19 protein-coding genes, 3 tRNA genes and 1 pseudogene are annotated in these 19,570 nt (G+C 68.1%); 9 read left to right on the plus strand and 14 right to left on the minus strand.

Annotated elements, in window-relative coordinates; translation table 11 throughout:
- Nucleotides 1-259: 259 nt before the first annotated feature.
- The 4 genes from DM816_RS16650 to DM816_RS16665 form a co-directional block, all read right to left on the minus strand.
- A tRNA-Arg gene (locus tag DM816_RS16650) sits at nt 260-332 on the minus strand.
- A gap of 34 nt (nt 333-366) precedes the next feature.
- Nucleotides 367-456: transfer RNA gene (locus tag DM816_RS16655), tRNA-Ser, on the minus strand.
- A gap of 105 nt (nt 457-561) precedes the next feature.
- Nucleotides 562-3,549, minus strand: a complete 2,988-nt coding sequence (locus DM816_RS16660; protein ID WP_246001991.1) for a S8 family peptidase — start codon at nt 3,547-3,549, stop codon at nt 562-564.
- Between the two features lie 116 nt (nt 3,550-3,665).
- Complete coding sequence (locus DM816_RS16665) at nt 3,666-4,406, minus strand: CPBP family intramembrane glutamic endopeptidase (RefSeq protein ID WP_117211155.1); 741 nt, start codon at nt 4,404-4,406, stop codon at nt 3,666-3,668.
- 64 nt (nt 4,407-4,470) lie between these two features.
- Between DM816_RS16665 and DM816_RS16670 the strand changes: the two genes are divergently transcribed.
- Nucleotides 4,471-5,583, plus strand: coding sequence for a globin domain-containing protein (locus DM816_RS16670; RefSeq protein ID WP_117211156.1), 1,113 nt, complete (start codon nt 4,471-4,473; stop codon nt 5,581-5,583).
- 53 nt (nt 5,584-5,636) lie between these two features.
- On the opposite strand, the pseudogene DM816_RS16675 reads toward DM816_RS16670, so the two are convergent.
- A pseudogene (locus tag DM816_RS16675) lies at nt 5,637-6,578 on the minus strand (helix-turn-helix domain-containing protein); the annotation flags it as partial.
- 188 nt (nt 6,579-6,766) lie between these two features.
- On the opposite strand from DM816_RS16675, the gene DM816_RS16680 reads away from it, so the two are divergent.
- Complete coding sequence (locus DM816_RS16680) at nt 6,767-7,534, plus strand: (2Fe-2S)-binding protein (RefSeq protein WP_117211186.1); 768 nt, start codon at nt 6,767-6,769, stop codon at nt 7,532-7,534.
- Nucleotides 7,535-7,558: 24 nt separating this feature from the next.
- Here the strand turns inward: DM816_RS16680 and DM816_RS16685 are convergent, their stop codons facing one another.
- Complete coding sequence (locus DM816_RS16685; protein ID WP_162907548.1) at nt 7,559-8,197, minus strand: hypothetical protein; 639 nt, start codon at nt 8,195-8,197, stop codon at nt 7,559-7,561.
- A 114-nt stretch (nt 8,198-8,311) separates the two neighbouring features.
- On the opposite strand from DM816_RS16685, the gene DM816_RS16690 reads away from it, so the two are divergent.
- Nucleotides 8,312-9,043, plus strand: a complete 732-nt coding sequence (locus tag DM816_RS16690; RefSeq protein WP_117211159.1) for an SOS response-associated peptidase — start codon at nt 8,312-8,314, stop codon at nt 9,041-9,043.
- Nucleotides 9,044-9,073: 30 nt separating this feature from the next.
- Here DM816_RS16690 and DM816_RS16695 read toward each other — a convergent pair whose 3' ends face one another.
- The 4 genes from DM816_RS16695 to DM816_RS16710 are packed head-to-tail and all read right to left on the minus strand — an operon-like array spanning nt 9,074 to nt 12,255.
- A complete protein-coding gene (locus DM816_RS16695; RefSeq protein WP_117211160.1) occupies nt 9,074-9,601 on the minus strand; it encodes a hypothetical protein in 528 nt (175 codons plus the stop codon).
- Nucleotides 9,602-9,636: 35 nt separating this feature from the next.
- A complete protein-coding gene (locus DM816_RS16700) occupies nt 9,637-11,046 on the minus strand; it encodes a sensor histidine kinase (protein ID WP_117211161.1) in 1,410 nt (469 codons plus the stop codon).
- Between the two features lie 3 nt (nt 11,047-11,049).
- Entirely contained in the window at nt 11,050-11,730 is a 681-nt protein-coding gene (locus DM816_RS16705; RefSeq protein WP_117211162.1) for a response regulator transcription factor, read from the minus strand.
- A 45-nt stretch (nt 11,731-11,775) separates the two neighbouring features.
- On the minus strand, nt 11,776-12,255 hold the full coding sequence (locus DM816_RS16710) for a hypothetical protein (RefSeq protein ID WP_117211163.1): 480 nt from the start codon (nt 12,253-12,255) through the stop codon (nt 11,776-11,778).
- Between the two features lie 83 nt (nt 12,256-12,338).
- Here DM816_RS16710 and DM816_RS16715 point away from each other — a divergent pair, with 83 nt between their 5' ends.
- Entirely contained in the window at nt 12,339-12,602 is a 264-nt protein-coding gene (locus DM816_RS16715) for a hypothetical protein (RefSeq protein ID WP_117211164.1), read from the plus strand.
- Nucleotides 12,603-13,121: 519 nt separating this feature from the next.
- Here DM816_RS16715 and DM816_RS16725 read toward each other — a convergent pair.
- On the minus strand, nt 13,122-13,958 hold the full coding sequence (locus DM816_RS16725; RefSeq protein ID WP_117211166.1) for an SMP-30/gluconolactonase/LRE family protein: 837 nt from the start codon (nt 13,956-13,958) through the stop codon (nt 13,122-13,124).
- Between the two features lie 79 nt (nt 13,959-14,037).
- Here DM816_RS16725 and DM816_RS16730 point away from each other — a divergent pair, with 79 nt between their 5' ends.
- The gene (locus DM816_RS16730) at nt 14,038-14,370 is read left to right on the plus strand and encodes a YciI family protein (RefSeq protein WP_246001993.1); all 333 of its coding nucleotides are present in this window, start codon (nt 14,038-14,040) and stop codon (nt 14,368-14,370) included.
- Nucleotides 14,371-14,433: 63 nt separating this feature from the next.
- Nucleotides 14,434-15,489 carry a cation:proton antiporter domain-containing protein gene (locus DM816_RS16735; protein WP_162907549.1) on the plus strand — a complete coding sequence of 352 codons (1,056 nt, stop codon included), beginning with the start codon at nt 14,434-14,436 and terminating at the stop codon, nt 15,487-15,489.
- Here the strand turns inward: DM816_RS16735 and DM816_RS16740 are convergent.
- The gene (locus tag DM816_RS16740; protein WP_162907550.1) at nt 15,482-16,783 is read right to left on the minus strand and encodes an NsdA family TPR-like regulatory protein; all 1,302 of its coding nucleotides are present in this window, start codon (nt 16,781-16,783) and stop codon (nt 15,482-15,484) included. The two genes, DM816_RS16735 and DM816_RS16740, sit on opposite strands and share 8 nt — an antisense overlap.
- Nucleotides 16,784-17,123: 340 nt before the next feature.
- Between DM816_RS16740 and DM816_RS45275 the strand changes: the two genes are divergently transcribed.
- Nucleotides 17,124-17,246 (plus strand): hypothetical protein, encoded by a 123-nt coding sequence (locus DM816_RS45275; protein ID WP_281274337.1) that lies wholly within the window; start codon nt 17,124-17,126, stop codon nt 17,244-17,246.
- A 235-nt stretch (nt 17,247-17,481) separates the two neighbouring features.
- Nucleotides 17,482-17,838, plus strand: a complete 357-nt coding sequence (locus DM816_RS16750) for a VOC family protein (RefSeq protein ID WP_117211171.1) — start codon at nt 17,482-17,484, stop codon at nt 17,836-17,838.
- 3 nt (nt 17,839-17,841) lie between these two features.
- On the opposite strand, the gene DM816_RS16755 is transcribed toward DM816_RS16750, so the two are convergent.
- A tRNA-Ser gene (locus DM816_RS16755) sits at nt 17,842-17,928 on the minus strand.
- 37 nt (nt 17,929-17,965) lie between these two features.
- On the opposite strand from DM816_RS16755, the gene DM816_RS16760 reads away from it, so the two are divergent.
- On the plus strand, nt 17,966-18,877 hold the full coding sequence (locus DM816_RS16760) for an NAD(P)H-quinone oxidoreductase (RefSeq protein WP_117211172.1): 912 nt from the start codon (nt 17,966-17,968) through the stop codon (nt 18,875-18,877).
- Here the strand turns inward: DM816_RS16760 and DM816_RS16765 are convergent.
- Nucleotides 18,780-19,559 (minus strand): glycosyltransferase family 2 protein, encoded by a 780-nt coding sequence (locus tag DM816_RS16765; RefSeq protein ID WP_117211173.1) that lies wholly within the window; start codon nt 19,557-19,559, stop codon nt 18,780-18,782. The genes DM816_RS16760 and DM816_RS16765 overlap by 98 nt on opposite strands.
- Nucleotides 19,560-19,570 lie beyond the last annotated feature (11 nt).

The following is a 19,570-nucleotide window of genomic DNA, read 5'->3' on the forward strand; positions in this document are numbered from 1 at the left end:
GTCAGCGAGCAGGCGAGCCGCCAGCCGACCGCGGCGCGCACCCACCGATCGTGGGGGTTCGGGGGGCTCGGCCCCCCGGCTGGCATTACGCGGGCCTCGCCGAAGCTGACCACAGGCCAGCGAGCAGGCGGAGCCGCCAGCCGACCGCGGCGCGCACCCACCGATCGTGGGGGTTCGGGGGGCTCGGCCCCCCGGCTGGCATTACGCGGGCCCCGCCGAAGCTGACCACAGGCCAGCGAGCAGGCGAGGCCGCCTCGCGCGCGCCCGAAGGGACTCGAACCCCTAACCTTTTGATCCGTAGTCAAATGCTCTATCCGTTGAGCTACGGGCGCAGGTGCTCGACCAGCATACACAACCGGTCTAGCGCGGAGGCTCCGGGATTCGAACCCGGGAGGGGCTTTGGACCCCAACCGCATTAGCAGTGCGGCGCCATAGACCGAACTAGGCGAAGCCTCCCTGACAGATGGCCTGAGACCATCCGACGCACGAGAATACCGTGCCCGGACAAGGTGAGCAAAGCGACTATCCCCGCGAGGCGCGGGGATAGTCGCTTGCCCGTGTTTATCCGGCGATCGAGATGATCGTGCGGCCGTGTGTCGTGGTTCCGTCGCTGTAGGACACCACGCCCAAATAGCGTGCTCCGGCGGTGAGGCCCGTCCACTGCAGGGTGAACGTCGCCTGGCCGCCGATCGTGGCCGCCTGCGACGCCGGGTTCACCGTGAGGTTCCCCACGCTGATGTCCGGCACGGCGTATGCGTGGTGCTTGACCGTCCCCGATCCTCCCGGGGCCGCGAACAGCACGACATAAATGTCGTACGTGCCCGCCTCGGTCAACGTCACGGCTTCCTCCGATGACCCGCCCGCGCTGGCGCCGGCCAAATCGGCCGTGCCCGCCTGGTACGCGAACAGGTCCACGTCCGTGTCGGCCGGCACGTCCGCGTCGTAGGTGGCGAACCGGGCCAGCGTGGTCCCGGCCGGCACCTCAACCGTGATCTTCTTGACGCCCGCGCTCTCGGCCGGTGCCGACTGGTCGAAGCCGGTGTCGACGCCCGCGAACGCGAGCTCCGAGACGGCCGACGCCGCCAGGCCCGCGACCTTGGCCGACATCGTGCCGGCGAAGCCGGACTTGACCTGCTGCGCGGACGACCCGCTGGCACCGCTGAGAGCGACCTCGCCCGCGGCCGCGACGCCCACCGGGCGCACCGCGATCGGGCTGGACACCACATGCCGGCCCGTCCCGATCTCCTTCAGCTTGAGCGTGCCGAACGCCCACTGCCCGAGCGCGGCGTCTTTACGCGTGATGGTCACCTTGAACGTGGCCGTCTTGCCGGGCAGCACCACGACCACCGGCGTGGACACCTTCACCGTGAATCCGGCGGGTGCCTGGACGACCGGGACGTACACCCCGACTCGCTTCGAGACATTCTTGACGGTACGCGTCACCGTCTGCGAACCGGCGAGATCACCGACCGCGATCGAGGCGTAGTTCAGGTCGCTCGGATCGATCGACCCAATCGCGCCACAGTCCGCGCCAACCAGCTGCAGCTGCCCGATCCCACACGCGTACTTGAGCCAGTCGCCCATGCCAGAGTCGTAGACCAGGCCCGGGTCGAACGCGCTGCCCGGCACCACGTGCCCCGCACCATAGTTCAACGGGGTGGCGTCGCCGAACGCCCACTGGATGTTCCTGCCCTCACTGTCCTTTGTGGACGCCGTGGTCATCATCGCGGATTTGATCGCCATCGGCGACCAGTCCGGGTGCTTGGCCTTGATCAGTGTCGCGATGCCCGCGATGTGGGGGGACGACATCGACGTGCCCGAGTAGGCGTCGAAGTCCTTGCCGTCGTTGCCGGGCGGGGCCACCGCCGCGATCACGTCCACGCCCGGCGCGGTGATGTCCGGCTTGAGCAGGTCACCGCCGCCCGCCTGCGCGGGCCCGTACGACGAGAAGCCCGCCATCACGGGTGCCGTCACCGGGTCGGGGTCGGTCGCCGACAACGCTGCCGTGGCACCGGCCGTGGCCGCGTACGCCTTGATGGCCGTGCCCGCCGCCGGTCCAACGTGGACGGTCGGCACGTAGTGCCAGTCGCCGTTGATGGACTGCGCGTCGCTCGTGTTGGCCTGGATCATGCCAACACCGCCCGCTTCCTTGACCGCCTTGCTCTTGTCGGTCCGGGCGTTGCCCCCGCGGTCGCAGACCACGATCTTCCCGGCCACCAGCGCCGGGTCGAGCGTGCCCAGGTAGCACAGCCGCACCTCGGTCGCGTTCGCCCCGGCCTTGCCCACCGCTGTCGAGTTGACCAGCGGCGAGGACGCGACCGCCGGCGGGATGACACCGACGCCCGTGTAGCCGGCGCCGTTCCCGAGCGTCACGGTCTTGGCGTTGCCCCGGTCGTGCGTGCTGGCCGCGACCGTGGTCGTCCACGGCGAGTTGTGCGCCACGCTGCTCACACCGACCGTGTCGCCGGAGTTCCCGGCCGACGTGGCCACGAACACGCCCGCGTTGGCCGCGTTCAGGAACGCGATCTCGTCCGCGCTCACCACATGGGTCCGCGACCCCGAGATCGAGTAGTTGATGACATCCACGCCGTCCTTGACCGCCTGGTTGATCGCCGCCACGAGGTCTGCCGTCGTGCCGCTGCCCGTGCCATCGGGCTGCTCCCACAGCGCCTTGTACACGGCTATGCGCGCCGCCGGTGCGACACCGGAGGTGGAGCCGACGGCGAACCCGTTGATGGTCGCGTTGACGCCGAAGTTTCCGGCGGCGGTGGACGCCGTGTGCGAGCCGTGCCCGTTGAAGTCACGCGGCGACAGGAACTCGTAGTCCCCGATCGAACCGATGCCGTTCTTGAAGTACCGCGCCCCGATCACCTTGTTGTTACAGGCGATCACCGCGCCCGGGTCGGACGCTTCTCCCGTGTCACACGACCCCTTCCACTTGCCGGCGATCGCGGCCGCGTCGGGCCGCGGTTCCGCCAGCGCGGCGAAGGCCGGGTTCTCCGGCCAGATGCCGGAGTCCACGACTCCGACGATCATGCCTTCGCCGGCATGCGCGCTGCCCCGGAACTGCTTCTGCCACACGCCACGGTTGCCCGACAGGCCGAGCATGTCGCGCGTGGTGGTCGTGTCGGCCTGGCGGATCTCGTCCTTCCACACGCGCACGACGCCCGGCGCCGACTTCATCCGGGCCGCCTCGGCGGGGGTCAGCCGGGCGGCGAAGCCGTTGAACACCACGCCGTAGTCGTAGACCTTCTTGTTGGTGTTGACGCGCGTGGCGCGCAGTGTGGCGTCGTGCTCTCCGGTCAGCTTCGACAGCCACTGCCGGGCCGTCTGCGTCTCCGTGTTGACCTTCTGGCCCGGTGCGGGCTTGGTCGCCTCGTTGGTCGCCAGCGGCTCGCTGGTGGTTTGCACCAGGTAGAGCGCGGTGTCGGCCTGCCCGGTCGGGGCGGCCTGAGCGCCACCGGCCGCGGACGCCACGAGTGTGGCGGTCGCGACGATGGACACAGCCATCGCGGCCGGGCGTCTGCCGGCCAGTCGATTGAGCTTCAAGATGGGTGCTCCTCCCTGCCTCCCATAAAATGGGCCGCACGTTTGACCGCGGCCCATGAAGCGGCAGCCTAGAGCGCCTCTCGAAGTTGCGGAGCGTTCACTTCATAACGATTTGATCACTGAAGCCACCGGAGATGGTCGGCGAGCACGGCATAACCCACAAATGCCACCACGTCCAGCAATGTATGAGCAACAATCAATGGCCCGATTCGCCGGTATCTCAGGTAAACCAGCGCGAAGACCACGCCCATGACGGCGTTGCCCACGAACGCGCCGAAGCCCTGATACAGGTGATAACTTCCGCGCAGCAACGCGCTCGCGACGACCACGGCGGGCACGCTCCACGCGAGCTCGCGCAGCCGCGTGACCAGATAGCCGACCACGATCACCTCTTCGAGCACCGCGTTCTGCGCCGCCGCGAGGATCAGCACCGGCACCGCCCACCACACGTCCGGTAGCCCCGCGGGCACGACCGTGGTGTTGAAGCCGAGCTCCCTGCCCACGTAGTACAAACCAAGCCCAGGCAACCCAATCGCGGCGGCCAGCGCCGTACCCCCTAGAAAATCAAAACGCCGGGGACGGTCAAGGCCGAGCAAACCCCTTGCGCCGCCGGGGTCTCTGTTCAAGAAATGCATCGCCAGCAGTACCGGCACCAGCGCGAAGATGATCCGCAGCAGTTGATAGGTCAGGTCCAGCCACGGGCGCTCCGGGGCCAGGGAGGTGTTCATGCGCGACGCCTGCTGGTTGAGCGGTCCCGCGGCGGTCAGCTTCGCGATCAGCGACACCACCGAATAGACCGCGGACTGTCCTAATGAGACACCCAGAACCAGCCATACCTCGCTGCGCCGCTGCTCCATGATAGGCAAGGATCGCACACCCTGTGCGACATCCCGTGCATCGTCGCGGGCAGGGTGAGGCAGCGTGAGCGACCTTCAGCGCCTGTTGAAAGAGAGCTGGACACTGGTCGAGGAACATCAGGAGAAACTCGCCGGGTACTTCTACGCCCGGCTCTTCCTGAGAAGCCCGGCGATTCGCGACCTGTTCCCGGTCAGCATGGAAGTCCAGCGGGCGCGGCTGTTGGGCGCGATCGTCACCGCCGTGCATACGCTGGAAAACCCCGAACGGTTCGACGAATACCTGCGCTCGCTCGGGCGGGACCATCGCAAGTTTCACGTGGACACCGAGCAATACGTGGTCGTGGGCGCGGCGCTGATCGAGTCGCTGCGGGCATTCGCGCGCGACCAATGGACTGTCGAATACGAGCAGGCATGGCGCGACGCGTACGCCGTCATCGCGAGCAAGATGCAGGGAGGTGCGTTGGCCGACACCAACCCCGCGTGGTGGCACGCCGAGGTCGTCGGGCACGAGCGGCGGTCGCGCGACATCGCCGTGCTCACGGTGAAACCCTTGCAGCAGTTGAACTATCGCGCCGGGCAGTATGTGTCCATCGAGGCGCCCGAACACCACCCGCGCGTGTGGCGCACCTACTCGATGGCCAACGCGCCACGCGAGGACGGCACGATGGAGTTTCACGTCCGCGCGCTCGGCGCGGGCTGGCTTTCGGGCGCGCTCGTGCGCCGGATCAGAGTCGGGGAGATCATCCGCCTCGCCGCGCCGATGGGCACGATGGTGCTCGACCGCCGGTCGGACCGCGACATCGTGCTGGTCGCGGGCGGCACCGGGCTCGCGCCGCTGCGCGCCCTGCTGGAGGAGCTCACCACGTTCAACCGCACGCGCTGGGTGCACCTGTTCTTCGGCGCGCGTGACCGCGAGGACCTCTACGATCTGGAATACCTGCAGCGGCTTGCCCAGGCCTATCCATGGATTTCTCTGGTACCGGTGTGCAGCCACGATCGCGAATGGGGCGGCGAGGAAGGGACCGTCGCTGCGGCCGTGTCACGGTCGGGACCGTGGCGTGCACACGACTTCTTCCTCTCCGGCTCGCCGCCCATGATTCGCAGTACGCTACGCGTGCTGACCCAGCTCCAGGTGCCGTACACCCGGATAAAATACGACGCCTTCAGCGATCACTGACGCCCCTCCGTTGAAGAAGCGGGCGTGGTGCGCGGTCATCGGTCGTTGGCGCCCGGTTGCGTCCTGAACCGCCACTGCAGTTGGAAACGCGCGTTCAGCGTGGGATCGTCGGTGCGCCACGTGAACACCTCGCGATCGCCGGCCCGCTCGCGCAGGATCGGCGTCCGCAATGGCGCCTCCTCGGCCGCCATCGATGTCTCGACTCCCCACACCTGCGGGCCGAGATCGGCGGGAAAACGCATCTGCACCACCAACCGACGGGTCGGCAGGCGCACAGCGCGCTCGAACCAGGTGCCCCACTTCAGGTCGCTGACCGTGTAGCTGTACTGCACCGTCGTGCGCTCCCCGGGATAGAGCGGGAACCTGCCGTCGTCGTTCTCGAAGAGCAACCAGATCTCCTTGAACGCGTCCCGGTCGACCTTGGCGCGCCAGTGCATCGGCTCGGTCGCGCCGGGTTCGCCGCACTCGGCGGACAGGCCCAGTTCGTCGATGGTCAGTGGGTGCATCCGGTGATGGGTGTTGGAAAGCTGCGGCTGGCCGGGGAATCGGTCCACCGAGACCCGGATCAGGTACCGGGTCACCGGCTCCCCGCCGGCGTTGTAGAGGGCCCGGCGCACCACCAGCGCGTAGGCCTTCTCGTCGTAGGTGAGTTGAGCTTCCTCGAGCTCGATGACGAGCCCGGCCCCGGGCGGCAACCACTGGTTGGGCACCGCCGGCTCCCGGGTCAGCAGGGTGGTGGGTCCCCGCGCCTGCCTTGCCTCGTCATATTCCTGAAACCGGCGCCAGATCGCGCCGCTTGCGCTGAGGACCGCTTCGGCCCTGCGCGCGAAATCCTCCGTTGGTCGATGTCGGCGACCTTCGATGTGACTGATGTACGACGGATCGAAACCCATGCGTGCAGCAAGTTGCTTCTTCGTCATGCCTCGATCGACGCGCCATCGGGCTAGCTCGCTGGCAAATGCCTCGGCCGCCCGCTCCACAGGCGAGACGCTCATGTGTTCATTCTTCGTGGTTAGTAGATGATCCTATGAGAACTGCTGATTTCCTGACGAATGCCTTGACAGGTGCTATGCATGACGGTCTGTAGCGCAATTCCGGGGAGGTCTGGTTAGGCTAGCCTTAGCGGGGTACAGTGACCCGGTTGGCCGAGCGGCAGAGGAAGCGAGGTGGCGCGGCAATGAGCATGCTGGTCTCCACTGCCTCCGATGCGCTGAGCCCTCTCTCGGTCACTCTCCGCACACTCGATACGCGACAAGGACTAGCCGATCCCCTCCTAATAGTTGACCGCGATGGATGGATTCCGGCCACCGATCTGGTCGACGGCACACGACTATCGGACTTTTTCGATGCGGCGCGGGAGCGGTGGAACGCACAGCCGCACGCGGCCGCGACACTCGCGTGGAAGGCGTACACCTACTGGCTCGTCATGCCCGCGACGCTCAGCTGGGCGACGGCCCGCCGGGTCCCGTTCCTGGAGCCGGAGAACGTGCTCGTCCACTTCGGGACCCACTCGCCGCTGATGCAGATCGGCCTGTCGCGCGTGCGCATGGCCGTACTGCCCGACGACCCGCTGGCCCACTCGGGCCAGCGCGGGATCATGGTGGTCAGCGACGAGGAGCTCCTGCTCAAGACGTTGCGTGTGAGCCTGATCGACCGGCACCTGGACCCGCTGGCCGAGCGCATTCACGCCTCGGTCAAGGTGGGCCGGCACAACCTGCGCGGGTCGGTCGCGTCGGGCATCGCCCATGGCATCCTGCGCGCCTCGAAGGGCCTGCCGGGCTCGCCCGCGGAGAGCATCAACACGCTGCTGAGCGCGCTCGATCTGGAGGGGCTGATCGAGCTCGTCCCGGGCGCGGACGGCAAGCCCACCGTGCAGCGCAAGACCTGTTGCCTCGCCTTCACCCTGCCCGAGCCCAAAATCTGCTCGGGCTGCTGCCTTCGCAAACCCTAAGACAGCAGCCCGAGGTTGGCACGCCTAACGTTTCGCCGACGCGGACGGCAGGCAGTTGTTCGCCACGTCGCTGAGCTTGGTGAGCGCTTCGAGCAGCCTCGTTACCGCGCTGGACGCCGCCGTGACATCGGGCTGGTCGGGCGACAGCAGCGCGGCGAGCACGCCCGTCACCGAGTCGAGCAGATCAGCGGTCAGGTCGGTACACACCGGCACGGTCAGGGCGCCCCCGGCGGGAGGGAACGTAGCCGCGGCCATGGACGGGAACGCCGGCGCGGTCGGCATGGGAAAGCCTGACGGGAATGGGAAACCCGAAGGCAACGGCGGAAACGAGGGAAGCGGGGGAAGTGGCGGCTGCTTTTCGTGTTCTGCGGGCGTGCCGTCGGGCAGCTTCGGTTCGGGCAGGCAGCCCGTCTCGATCAGGCCCGCGACCTGACCGAGCAGTCCGTTGGTGGTCTTGGCCAGGTCGCCGAGCGTTGGCGGCACGGCCGCGAGCCCGTTCTGCAGCTCGGTGGCCGATTTGGTGAGCCGTCCCGCGGCCGTGGCGCACTCCTTCGACTGCTCCTCGATGTGCGTCTCGATGGCCAGCCCGCGCACGGCCGGCATGGCCAGGGCCACGACCGCGATCACGCCAAGTGACGTTGTGGCGATCCACGTCTTCCTCATCCGTCCTCCTCCTGAGCTGGAAATTGCCGCAAAAACACCTATTTAGGCATATTACGCTCAGTAGTCGCCGCGCGGGGGCGAAAACCGTCGGAGGGTCATGGCAGGCTGGTTGCCATGTGTGGACGCTATGCCTCGGTGCGCAGTCGCCAGCAGTTGATGCAGCTGTTCGCCGCCGAGAAGACTGACGGCGAAGAGCCCCTGCGCGAGGATTACAACGTCGCCCCGACCAAGAAGGCGCCCGCCGTGCTGGCCAAGGCGCCCGACGACGGCCCGAAGGATGCCGACCCGGTGCGGCAGCTTCGCGTGCTGCGGTGGGGGCTCATCCCGTCGTGGGCCAAGGATCGCAAGAAGGCGTTCAACAACGCGCGCGCCGAGACGGTACACGAAAAGCCTTCCTTTAAAAGGGCTTTCGGCGCGCGGCGCTGCCTCATTCCGATCGAGGGGTTTTACGAGTGGTTCCCGGTCGAGGGCGAGGAAGGCGCGAAGAAGCCGGTGAAGCAGCCATATTTCCTGCATGCCCAAGACGGGGGCGTGCTCGCGGCCGCGGGCATTTACGAATACTGGCGCGATCCCGAGCTGGCCGACGACGACCCCGAGCTGTGGGTGCCCCGCTTCACCATCCTCACCACGCAGGCCACCGACGACGTGGGGCACATACACGACCGCATGCCGATGGTGGTCACGCCGGACAACTGGGAGGCTTGGCTCGACCCGCGACTGTCCGATGTGGAGCACATTCGCTCGCTCATGGCCCCGCCGGCCAAGGGCAGCCTTGAGGTCTACCCGGTGTCCACATTGGTCAATGTGGTGCGCAACAACGGGCCGCAGCTGATCGAGCGGGTGTGACGACGGCGGCCCGTTGCCGCGGTTTGATGACTAGGCCTGCTTCATGGGCAAGACGATGAGGCGGGCCTGGGGCTGATCGCCGGGCTTCGGGCCGGCCAGCGCGATGGTCGCGCCCGCCTTGATCTCGCTGGGCTGGATGGTCGCGCGCTTCTCGATGACCCGCAGCTCCGGGTGAAACGTCCAGGTCCAGGTGAACCCGTCGCTCGACTTGACAGTCACCGAACTCGCATCGATCGCGGTCACCACGCCCCGCTGCACCGCGACGGTCACGTTTTCGCCGTCCTTGTTCTGCACGACCGCCTCGCCGTGCAAGACGTTGCGGTGCAACAGCACCTTCTGCGGATGCCGCCGGTCCCAGCGCTTCTTGCGCTGCTCGTCGTCCGGTTTCGGTGCGGGGTCGGCCGACGCGGTCACGGCGAGGTCGACCGCGTCCACGCCCATGGCGGCGAGCGCTTCCGCCTCCGCCGTGGCCACAAACGCGGAAGCAGTCGCGCCTGGGGCGCACGCGGCCAGGCCGAAGGCCGCGAGGGCGGCGATGCCAAGAGCAATTCGTCTCATGGTCGTAAGCGTGCCGAGCTTTGTCTAAGCCCGGGTCAGTCGACGGTATGGGGCAGGTAAACCGTGAACCGGGCCCCGCCTTCCGGGGCGTGACCGGCCTCCATCGTGCCGCCGAGCCGCCGCGCCAGCGCCGCGACCAGCGCCAGGCCCAATCCACTGCCGACCTTTCTTACTCCTTGGTACCGCTGATAAAGCGCGCCCTTCTCGAAGGCCACCGCCAGATCGTCGTCGCTGAGCCCCGGCCCGCCATCGCGCACCTCCACCACCGCACGGCCCGGCGTCACCCGCACCGCGAGCACGATCGGCTTGCCGGGCGGCACGACCCGCAGCGCGTTTTCCACCAGCCCGTCCACGATCTGCCGCAGCCGCATGGGATCGGTGCGCACCGAAACCGGAAAAGCCGGCAGCTCCGGGCGCAACTCCAGCCCGTGCTGCGCGAACCTGGGCGCGAACGCCTGCCCCGCCGTGCGGATCAGGTCCGCCAGGTCGACCTCGGTGGGCTCGATCGCGAAATCGGCCGCCTCCAGCCGGGCCAGCGACAGCAGATCGGCCACCAGCCGGTCGAGCCGCTCCGCCTCGGCCAGCACGGTGCGCCCGACCCCGGCCGTGGACTCCTGATCGACCACACCGTCGGCGAGAGCCTCCGCATAGCCGCGGATCGTGGTGAGCGGCGTGCGCAGCTCGTGCGAGATCGACAGCAGGAATTCCCGTTGCCGCCCTTCGCTTGTGGCCAGCGCCTCGGCCAGCTCGTTGATGGAGATCGCGAGGCGCTCGACCTCGGCGGGCCGTTCGACCGCCAGGCGCACGCTGCGATCGCCCGACGAGAGGCGCGCGGCAGCGATCGACGCGTTGCGGATCGGGCGCGCGAGCCTGCGCCCCAGCAGGATTCCGGCCAGCACACCGGACGCGAGCCCCGCGAGCACCGGTACCCACAGGCTTTTGAGCACCTGCTTGGTCAGGCCCGTGCCGGTCCCGCGGGCCAGCAGCACGCCGTCACCCTCACCCAGCGGCCGGCCCTCCACCATGGACAGCCGCCCGTTGATCGGGGCGAACCGCACACTGACCGGCTTGCCCTGCGCCACCTGCTGCACCAGCTGCGGCGGCAGCCCCGCCGGCTCGACCTTCCCGTCGACGAGGAGATACACGTCGACGGCCTGATCACTGAGCTGCTTGATGGTCGGCCGCTCGTTTGGCGGCACCCTCCGGAAACTCTTCGCCCGCAAAAGCGCGGCGACCACATTGGCCTGGGTGGCAAGTGCCTCCCGGGACGAGCGCTCGGCCGCCTGCACATAGATCGGGACCGCGATGAGCGCGGTCACGAAAACCGAGATCAGCGCGACGACGCAGCCGGTGACGACCGCGCGGAAGGTCACGCTGGCGCTCCTGGCAGGCCTGGCCGCCGGCAACACCCGGATCGGCACGGTCAGGTCGGATCGGTCAGTCACCGGTCAGTCACCGGCGGTGTATCCGACGCCGCGCACGGTCCGGATGATCGAGGCGGCGTCGCCCAGCTTCGCTCGCACCTGCGCGACGTGCACGTCGACCGTGCGCGTGCCGCCGTGCGCGGCATAGCCCCAGACCGCGCTGAGCAGCTCGTCGCGGGTGTAAACCCGGCCGGGCCGGGTCATCAGGTGCGAGAGCAGGTCGAACTCGGTGGTCGTGAGGTGGACGGGCACGCCGTCGACACTAACGCCGCGGCTGGCCGGATCGATGCGCACGGGCCCAACGGTCTTCACGCGATCGGGCTCCGGCACGCCGGACGAGCGGCGCAGCACGGCCTTCACGCGGGCGACGAGTTCGCGCGGGCTGAACGGCTTGGTGAGATAGTCGTCGGCGCCGAGCTCCAGCCCGACGATCCGGTCGACCTCGTCGTCGCGGGCGGTGAGGAAGATGATGGGCACCCAGATGTCCTCGGCGCGCAGGCGGCGGCAGATCTCCGTGCCTTCAAGCCCCGGCAGCGCGATGTCGAGGATGCACGCGGCGGGACGCAGCCGTCGCGCGCTGGCCAGGCCGGCATGCCCGTCGGACTCCAGCTCGACGCCGAAGCCGTCGCGCTGCAGATACATCCGGACCAGCTCGGCGATCGGTCGTTCGTCCTCCACGACGAGGATCAGACCCTTCTCCGTCACCGGCCCATGATGTCCGAACCATGTAAGCGCGACGTAAAGATTCCGTCAAACGCGGACCAGGTGGTCGCTGAATCCGATCTGTTCGTGCGAGCGCTGCTGCGCCACGCGCGGCCGGAAGATGTGGCTGAACAGCGCGTCCAGATGCCACACCTGCTTCGGATGGCCGGCGTGGATCCAGAAGCGCTCCCGGATGCCGTCGATCGCGGTGGCGGCCAGCTCGATTGCCGACAGGCGCGGGTCGGGATGCCACGTGATGTTGGCCAGGTGGCGCAGCTCGGTGTTCAGGTGCAGCCGCAACCGCTTGAAGATGCGGCTCTCTTGCGTGATGACCAGGCGCCGATAGGTCAGCAGGAGTAGGAAATCGTTGGCCAGCGGCCGGTCTGGCCGGTGCGCCCGGGTCACCAGGACCGTCGCGTCATCGGGCTCCACACAGCGCCGGAACACCGGCATGTGCCGGCTGACGGTCGGCATTGGAATGCCCGCCTCACTGGAGGCGGGAAGGAACGTTCGCGAGAACACGTCCATGCAATATGCAACGAGATCGCTGGACCTCGCGTGACGCCGTTTCACCCTTGCATCTTCGAACACGTGTTCTATAGGGTGGTGGCATGACCCTGAGGCTTGAGACGAGGGCCCGATCGCTGGCGGGCGAGCTGTTGGAGTGCTGGTGGAATGGCAAGTTCGGGCAGGATCAGCGCAGCGACCTGTGGCTGAAGCGATTCGGTGAGGCGTGGTGCGTCGAGTCGCGCCACGGCGGCATCGGGGCGCAGCGACACCGGCACTACTTCGGCGACGAGATGAGCGCCCGCAGTCTGCTCCAAACGCTCAAGACCGAGCATGGTCAGCAGTGGAAGTGGGTGCCCAAGGGGTGACCACGGCCGCAAAACCCTTTCGCAGCAACAACAGCATCACCATCCACCCGCGAGCGCGGGCCTTTAGGGGTTAGAGGCCCGCGCTCGCGGGGGCCAGGCTGCTCGCCGACCTTCGGTCGGCTTCGGCGTGGCCGCGATCGCCATACCGGCCGCGGGGCCGAGCCCCGCGGACCCCACGTTGCCGTGGCCGGGCACGCGGATTCGGCAAAGCCCGCGTTGCGGTGGCTGGGCACGCGGATTTCGGCAAAGCCCGCGTTGCGGTGGCTGGGCACGCGGATTTCGGCAAAGCCCGCGTTGCCGTGGCCGGGCACGCGGATTTCGGCAAAGCCCGCGTTGCCGTGGCCGGGCGCATGGATTCGGCGGAGCCCCGCGTTTGGCGTGGCCGTGCACACAGATCGGAGAATGCTCAGCTGGGCGATCCAGACAGTGCCATTGCGGGTGGGCTCGCGCTCGCCCTCGCGTGCCTCATTGTGCTCGCGATCCTCGCCCTCCGGCTGGTCCGGAAGGTGATTGAAACGATCAGGGCCAGCCGACACCGGGCTCGGGTGCATCGACGGTGATCACCTGGCCGGTGCGCGGCCCGCTGAACGTCATCGCCTGCTCGTCGAACACGGCCGCCGTGACAAACAGCGTGCGCCCGTCCGGGCCGCCCAGCGCGCAGGCGAAGCAGCCGCGGTCGACCGTTACGGTCCGCAGCACCGCGCCACCCTCGGCCACGCGGACGCAGTTGGCGTTGGGCACGTCGGCATACCAGACCGCGCCACCCGCGTCGAGGCAGATGCCGTCCGGCACACCATCGCCGAGCTCCGCCCACACGCGCCGGTTCGACAGCGTGCCGTCCGCGGCGATGTCAAACGCGGTGAGCCGGTGGGCGTACGACTCGGCGACGATCAGTGTGCCGTTGTCCGGTGTGACCGCGATACCGTTGGGGAAGCCGAACCCGTCGGCCACCTGCCGGACCGTGCCGTCAGGTGTGACCAGCGCGAGCGTGCCGGGTGCCGGCTCGCCCACGCCGAACTCGAACCCGATGTTGCCGATGTAGGCGTTGCCCCGGCCGTCGACCGCCATGTCGCTCCACGGAAATCGGGACAGCACGGCCAGGTCGGCGTGCGGCGCGAGTGAGCCGTCCGGTTCGAGGCGCAGCAGGCGCCCGTCACGCGACGAGACGATCAGCATGCGCCCGTCGGGCAGCCAGCCCAGGCCCATCGGCATGCCCGGGATCTCGGCCACGTGCTCACGCTTGCCGTCCAGGTCAACGGTGATCAGTTCGTTGGCGCCCATGTCGGACACCCACAGCCGGTCGGCGTGCCAGCGGGGCGACTCGCCGAACGCGAGCCCGGTCGATAACACGTTCATGGTGCGTCTCCTTGCGATGGTGGGAACACCTTCATCAGAGACGTAGAAGCCGGACGCCTATTCTCGACATGTGAAGTACATGATCCTTATCCATTTGAACCCGGCCCTGCGGGCGATATGGGAGGGGTTCACCGACGCCGAACGGGCGGAGGGCTACCGGATCCACGCCGAGTTCACGAAGCGGTTGCAGGCCTCGGGCGAATACATCGCCTCGGCCGCGCTCGCCGATCCGGCGCAGGGCGTGCGCATCGACGCGACCGACGGCCCGTTCGCCGAGGCCAAGGAGTATCTGGCGGGCTTCTACCTGGTCGAGTGCGACAGCCGGGATCGGGCGGTCGAGCTGGCGGCGCAGCTGCCGGAGGCCGCGCTCGGCATGGTCGAGGTGCGCCCGGTCGCCGAGCTCGCCGAATAGCTACCCGCGACAGCCAAGCAACCACTCAAGACGATGGCCGGCGCTTGCGTCCTGTTGATATGAATGAGATCGCGAGCGAAGGGACTGTGCGTGCGCCGCATCGGGCAACTGTTGTTGTGTATCGCGATCGGCCTCGGACTGGCCTGGACGCTATCGGCTGATGTCGATGCCATCGCGCAGTCGCCGGCCTACAAGACCATGGCCTACCTGCTGTTGGCGATCGGCCTGTACGGCGCGACATACGGCATCGATCTGCAACGGGCCAGGCAGGATCGCACGATCATCATCTCCGCGGTGACCATCGGCGTCGTCGTCAAGGCCGCGCTGATCGGTGTGACCCTCGCTCTCGCCTGGCAGGATCCGATATTCCTGATCCTGGGCGTGGCGGTGGCCCAGATCGACCCGCTCTCGGTGGCCGCGCTCATGGACGACGAGCGCATGAGCATCCGCGCCCGCAACGTGCTCGCCTCATGGTCGTCGTTCGACGACCCGTTCACCGTCATCCTGTCGATCTACGCGGCGGCCGTCGCCGTGAACACCTTCGGCATCGGCAACCACCCACCGACCGACGCCGACCCCGCCCTGCTGTATGCCATGGATCTCGGCGGCAACCTCCTGCTCGCCGGCGCCACGTACCTCATCTGGAAACTCCTTGCCAGAAAACCGGCTATTTTCCAGTACGCCGCACTGCTCGCATTCGTCGCGGCGGCGGTGGCGACGGGCTGGATGCTGGCAATCGCGCTCATCGGGCTGTTCGCCCGGCCCCGGCAACTGGACAAGGCCATCGGGCCGATCACACGGATCGCGCTGTATGTCGCCAGTGTGGGGCTTGGCTTCCTGCTTATCGACGGCGTGCAGATCTGGCGCGGGATCGCGCTGGGCGCGGCCGCGTTCGCCGCGCAGATCGTCGTGGCCGCGGTGCTCACGCGCGGCGTGCCGCGGCACGACCGGTGGCATCTGGCGCTCGCCCAGCAGAACGGGATCACGGCCATCATCCTCGCGCTCACCCTGCAGATCCAGTTCGATCAGGCGGTGGCCGTGATCGCGCCCGCGATCGTCACGGTCAATCTGATCCACGCCGCGGCGAACCGTTGGTACGACGGGATCACGGTCAGGTGAGCGCCAAGGGTGGGAGCCGGCGCAGCACCGCGTCCATGTCCGCGGAGACCCGCGCGGATTCGACCGCCGGGCTGACCTCAAGCGCCTGCCGGGCGGTGTCCGCGGCCTGGTCCAGGTCGCCGGACTCGCATTGCGCCTCCGCCAGGCGCGCGAGATAGAAGCTGCGGTCGCGGGTGGCACCGTCGCGCACGTGGGTCATCCCCTCGGCCAGCAGGCGCTGCGCGTGCGCCGGCCGGCCGATCTGGCGCATGGCGGTCCCGGCCTCGACGGTCAGCGAAGGCTGTTTCATCCAGTAGATCCATTCGGGGTCGTCGCCGGGACGGCGCCGGCCGTACAGGTCGTCGGCCCGGTTGAGCAGCGTGGCCACCTCGCGCTTCTCACCGCGCACGGCGTGGGCGCGGGCCTGCCAGCAGTCCAGCATGGCGAGCACGGTCTTCTGCGAGGTGTCCACATTGGAGCGTGCGGTATCGAGCATGCCGATGGCATGGCGGGCCTGGTTTACGTAGATGTCTTGCAGGGCAAGGTTTGACAGGAGGTAGACCGTCACGCTGCGGTCGCCGGCGACGTGCGCGGCGCGCAGCCCGGCGTGCCAGAACCGTTGCGCGGCGGCGTGTTGCCCGGAGTCGAAGGCGGCGAAGCCCGCGAGGCGGGCGATCGACGCGGCCACCGAGTACAGGTCGGCTTCGGTGGTGCCGTTGACGCTGGCGCGCCCCAGCACGGTACCCACCAAACGCAAATCGGAAGCGGCGGCCTCGACGCAGGCTCCGCCGCCCAGCGCGTCGTCCAGATGGCACAGCCGGGCCACCCGGGTGCGCAGGGAGGCGAGCAGTTCGCTGCCGGCCACGCCGCCGGCGGTCGCGGCGCGCACCGGTTCGGGCAGCGTGAGCAGTGACGTCGCGGCGGCCGCCGCGAACAGGTGGCCGGAGATGACCAGGAAATCTCTGCGATCCAACACGGCGGACTCCATCACTCGAGACAAGACTTGGTTTGCTTCCTCAACCGTCCACGGCACGTCCAGCTCTTCCATGGCGTCGACGGTCAACAGCCAGCGCGGCCAGCCGAGCCGCTGCACGGCCGTTCGCGGCACGTCCAGCTCGTCGGCCAAGGCGTACTGGGCGGCCGGCTCGGGTACCACCCCGCGCCGCTCCCAGCGGTTCACCTTCTGCCGCCAGCTGGCCATGTTCAGGCCCGAGCGGCACGAGACGATCCGGGCGACGTCGGACAGCGACCAGCCGCGCGATTGGCGCACGTGCGCAAGGGGGTGACGACTCTCCCATTCGACTCGACTGCTCACCTACCAACCTCCGGACCGGTGCTGCTGCGGGGCTACGCCGAGGCCACATCCGACCCCTTCACTGAACGATGCCACATATACAACATAGTCGCTAGAGACATTCGAGGGCAACGTCCAAACTGGAGGTGACAGCGATGTGGCCATGGCGCAGACGCCGCCGGCGCGACAGCACTCCCGCGGTGGGCAACTCCCCCGTCCACCGCATCCCGCCGGGCCGCGCATATGTGCACGGCCGCCAATGCCGGTGCGCGATGTGCGGGTACACCCAAATCATCAACACCAGCAAGCTGATCCGTCCGTTCACGTTGTCCCAGCCGCGCGTGAAGGGAGGTGATTTGACTTGATGTGCAAGGACTACTACGAGGCTACGCCGCTGCGGACGCAACCGGTCGGTGACGAGGACGAGTCGGCCGAGACCGGATCGGACGCCGAAACGTCCACATTGGTCGGTGTGCCTGCCTAACCCGGGTCGTGATGGGTCCGGTCCTGACGCGTAGAGAAGGCGCGTCAGGACCGGAATGGTTCCCCTGCCGGGACCGTGTGGTTTCCCCGTTCCACACGGATGGGCTCGGGGAACCTCGGGAAGGAGGGCGGGCCGAGGTCGGTCCTCTCCGCTGACGGCGGCCGCCCTCCTTCCCACCGGTTGTCGCCGGGGAAACGGACGTAGATCGTCCGGAATCGCACATACGATGCGCGGCATGGCTATCGCACGCTACCCGAGTCTCGTCATAGACTGCCCCGATCCAGGAGCTCTCGCGGAGTTCTATGGCGCGCTGCTGGACTGGAAGGTCGACGCCTCCGCGGACTGGGCGGAAATCCGCGCCGATTACGGTCAGTGCATCTCGTTCCAGAAGGTCGAGGGTTACGCGCCCCCCGCCTGGCCGAGCCAGGAAAAGCCGCCGCAGATGCACCTCGACGTGATCGTCGACGACCTCGACTCCGCCGAGGCGGCGGTGCTCGAGCTCGGCGCGACCAAGCACGAGCACCAGCCCGGCACATCCTTCCGGGTCTTCCTCGACCCCGCGGGACACCCGTTTTGCCTGTGCGTGAGCTAAAAGCGGAGGGTAAGGGATTCGAACCCTTGAGGACGTCGCCGCCCTAGCGGTTTTCAAGACCGCCGCCATCGGCCACTAGGCGAACCCTCCGGGCCCATTCTGGAGCACTGAATAATACCGTGTCATCGTGCATGCCATAACGGTCCCGGTGCCCGGCGAGCTCGTTTGGGGCGAAGTGCCCGATCCCGTGCCCGCCCCGGGCGAGGTGCTGATTGACGTGGTGGCGTCGGCCGTGAACCGGGCCGACCTGCTCCAGGTGGCCGGGCATTACCCGCCCCCGCCCGGCGCCCCCGACATCCCGGGGCTGGAGTGCTCGGGGTTCGCCGACGGCGAGCCCGTGTGCGCGCTCCTGTCGGGCGGTGGCTACGCCGAGCGCGTGGCCGTGCCCGCCGAGCACGTGCTGCCCGTACCCCGCGGCCTGACGCTGGAGCAGGCGGCGGCCCTGCCCGAGGCCGCATGCACGGTCTATTCCAACCTCACGATGGTCGCCGGGCTGCGCGCCGGCGAGACGATCCTGATCCACGGGGGTGGCAGCGGCATCGGCACGTTCGCCATCCAATACGCGAGGGCGCTCGGGGCACGCGTCATCACCACCGCCCGGCCCGCGAAACACGCGGCGCTCATGGAGCTTGGCGCGGACGTCTGCCTCGACTACACGAGCGAGGATTTCAGCAAGGTCGGGGCCGACGTGGTACTCGACATCATCGGAGCGTCCTATCTGGACCGCAACCTCAGCGCGCTGGCCACCGGCGGCCGGCTGGTGGTCATCGGGCTGCAGGGTGGCCGCAGGGCCGAGCTGGATCTGGCCCGGCTCCTGGCCAAGCGTGCCCTGGTCGCCGGGACGACGTTGCGGTCGCGGCCGGTCGAGGAGAAGACCCGGATTATTTTGGGGGTACGCGACACGGTCTGGCCGTTGCTGGCCGACGGCACGATCCGGCCCGTTATTTACCAGACTTTTCCGATGGCTCAGGCTGCCGCGGCTCATGCGCTGGTGGCGTCGAACCAGCACGTGGGGAAGGTAACGCTGCGGGCTGCTTGAGCGGGCGCATGCGCTCGCGCATCAGGATCCACAGCGCCTCGACGCCGTCGCGCCACGTGATCTTTTTGCCCTCCTCGCGGGTGCGGGCCGTGTAGCTGATCGGCACCTCGTAGGGCCGGATCCGCCGGCGCAGCAGCTTGCCCGTGACCTCGGCCTCCATGCCGAACCCGCGCGACTTGACGTTGAGCGAGCGGTAGAGCTCCAGCGGCATGAGCTTGTAGCACGTCTCAAGGTCGCCGATGTAGGAGTTGAACAGGACGTTGGCCGCGAGCGTGACGCCCTTGTTGCCCATCACATACCAGAACGAGTAGGCGGCGTGGCCGCCGAACGTCCGGTTGCCGTAGACCACGGTGGCCCGGTTGTCGAGCACGGGCTGCAGCAGGCGCGGGATGTCCTTCGGGTCATATTCCAGGTCGGCGTCAAGGATGATCATGTAGTCGCCGTTGGCGGACTCGGCGGCGGTCCGGATGGCCGCGCCCTTGCCCATGTTTTTGGGGTGGTGAATCGCCCGCAGGCGCGCATCGTCGCAACGCTCAAGGATCTCCGCCGTGCTGTCCTGGCTGCCGTCGTTGACCACGACCAGCTCGATGTCGCACGGGTATTCCACAGCTAGGGACTGCTTGAGAGCCTCGCCGAGCCGGGCTTCCTCGTTATAGACCGGCATCAAGATCGAAAGCTTCACTGCTGCTCCCT

The sequence above is a fragment of the Allorhizocola rhizosphaerae genome (genome assembly GCF_003426775.1).
In the GTDB taxonomy this organism is placed as follows: domain Bacteria; phylum Actinomycetota; class Actinomycetes; order Mycobacteriales; family Micromonosporaceae; genus Allorhizocola; species Allorhizocola rhizosphaerae.

What these genes read in the sequence shown, in the direction of transcription:
- DM816_RS16730 (WP_246001993.1), top strand. Translation starts at nt 14,038, where the DNA reads ATGATCCTTATCCATTTGAACCCGGCCCTGCGGGCGATATGGGAGGGG.
- DM816_RS16735 (WP_162907549.1), top strand. Translation starts at nt 14,434, where the DNA reads ATGAGATCGCGAGCGAAGGGACTGTGCGTGCGCCGCATCGGGCAACTG.
- DM816_RS16725 (WP_117211166.1), bottom strand. Translation starts at nt 13,958, where the DNA reads ATGAACGTGTTATCGACCGGGCTCGCGTTCGGCGAGTCGCCCCGCTGG.
- DM816_RS16690 (WP_117211159.1), top strand. Translation starts at nt 8,312, where the DNA reads ATGTGTGGACGCTATGCCTCGGTGCGCAGTCGCCAGCAGTTGATGCAG.
- DM816_RS16750 (WP_117211171.1), top strand. Translation starts at nt 17,482, where the DNA reads ATGGCTATCGCACGCTACCCGAGTCTCGTCATAGACTGCCCCGATCCA.
- DM816_RS16710 (WP_117211163.1), bottom strand. Translation starts at nt 12,255, where the DNA reads ATGGACGTGTTCTCGCGAACGTTCCTTCCCGCCTCCAGTGAGGCGGGC.
- DM816_RS16685 (WP_162907548.1), bottom strand. Translation starts at nt 8,197, where the DNA reads ATGAGGAAGACGTGGATCGCCACAACGTCACTTGGCGTGATCGCGGTC.
- DM816_RS16665 (WP_117211155.1), bottom strand. Translation starts at nt 4,406, where the DNA reads ATGGAGCAGCGGCGCAGCGAGGTATGGCTGGTTCTGGGTGTCTCATTA.
- DM816_RS16715 (WP_117211164.1), top strand. Translation starts at nt 12,339, where the DNA reads ATGACCCTGAGGCTTGAGACGAGGGCCCGATCGCTGGCGGGCGAGCTG.
- DM816_RS16680 (WP_117211186.1), top strand. Translation starts at nt 6,767, where the DNA reads ATGCTGGTCTCCACTGCCTCCGATGCGCTGAGCCCTCTCTCGGTCACT.
- DM816_RS16695 (WP_117211160.1), bottom strand. Translation starts at nt 9,601, where the DNA reads ATGAGACGAATTGCTCTTGGCATCGCCGCCCTCGCGGCCTTCGGCCTG.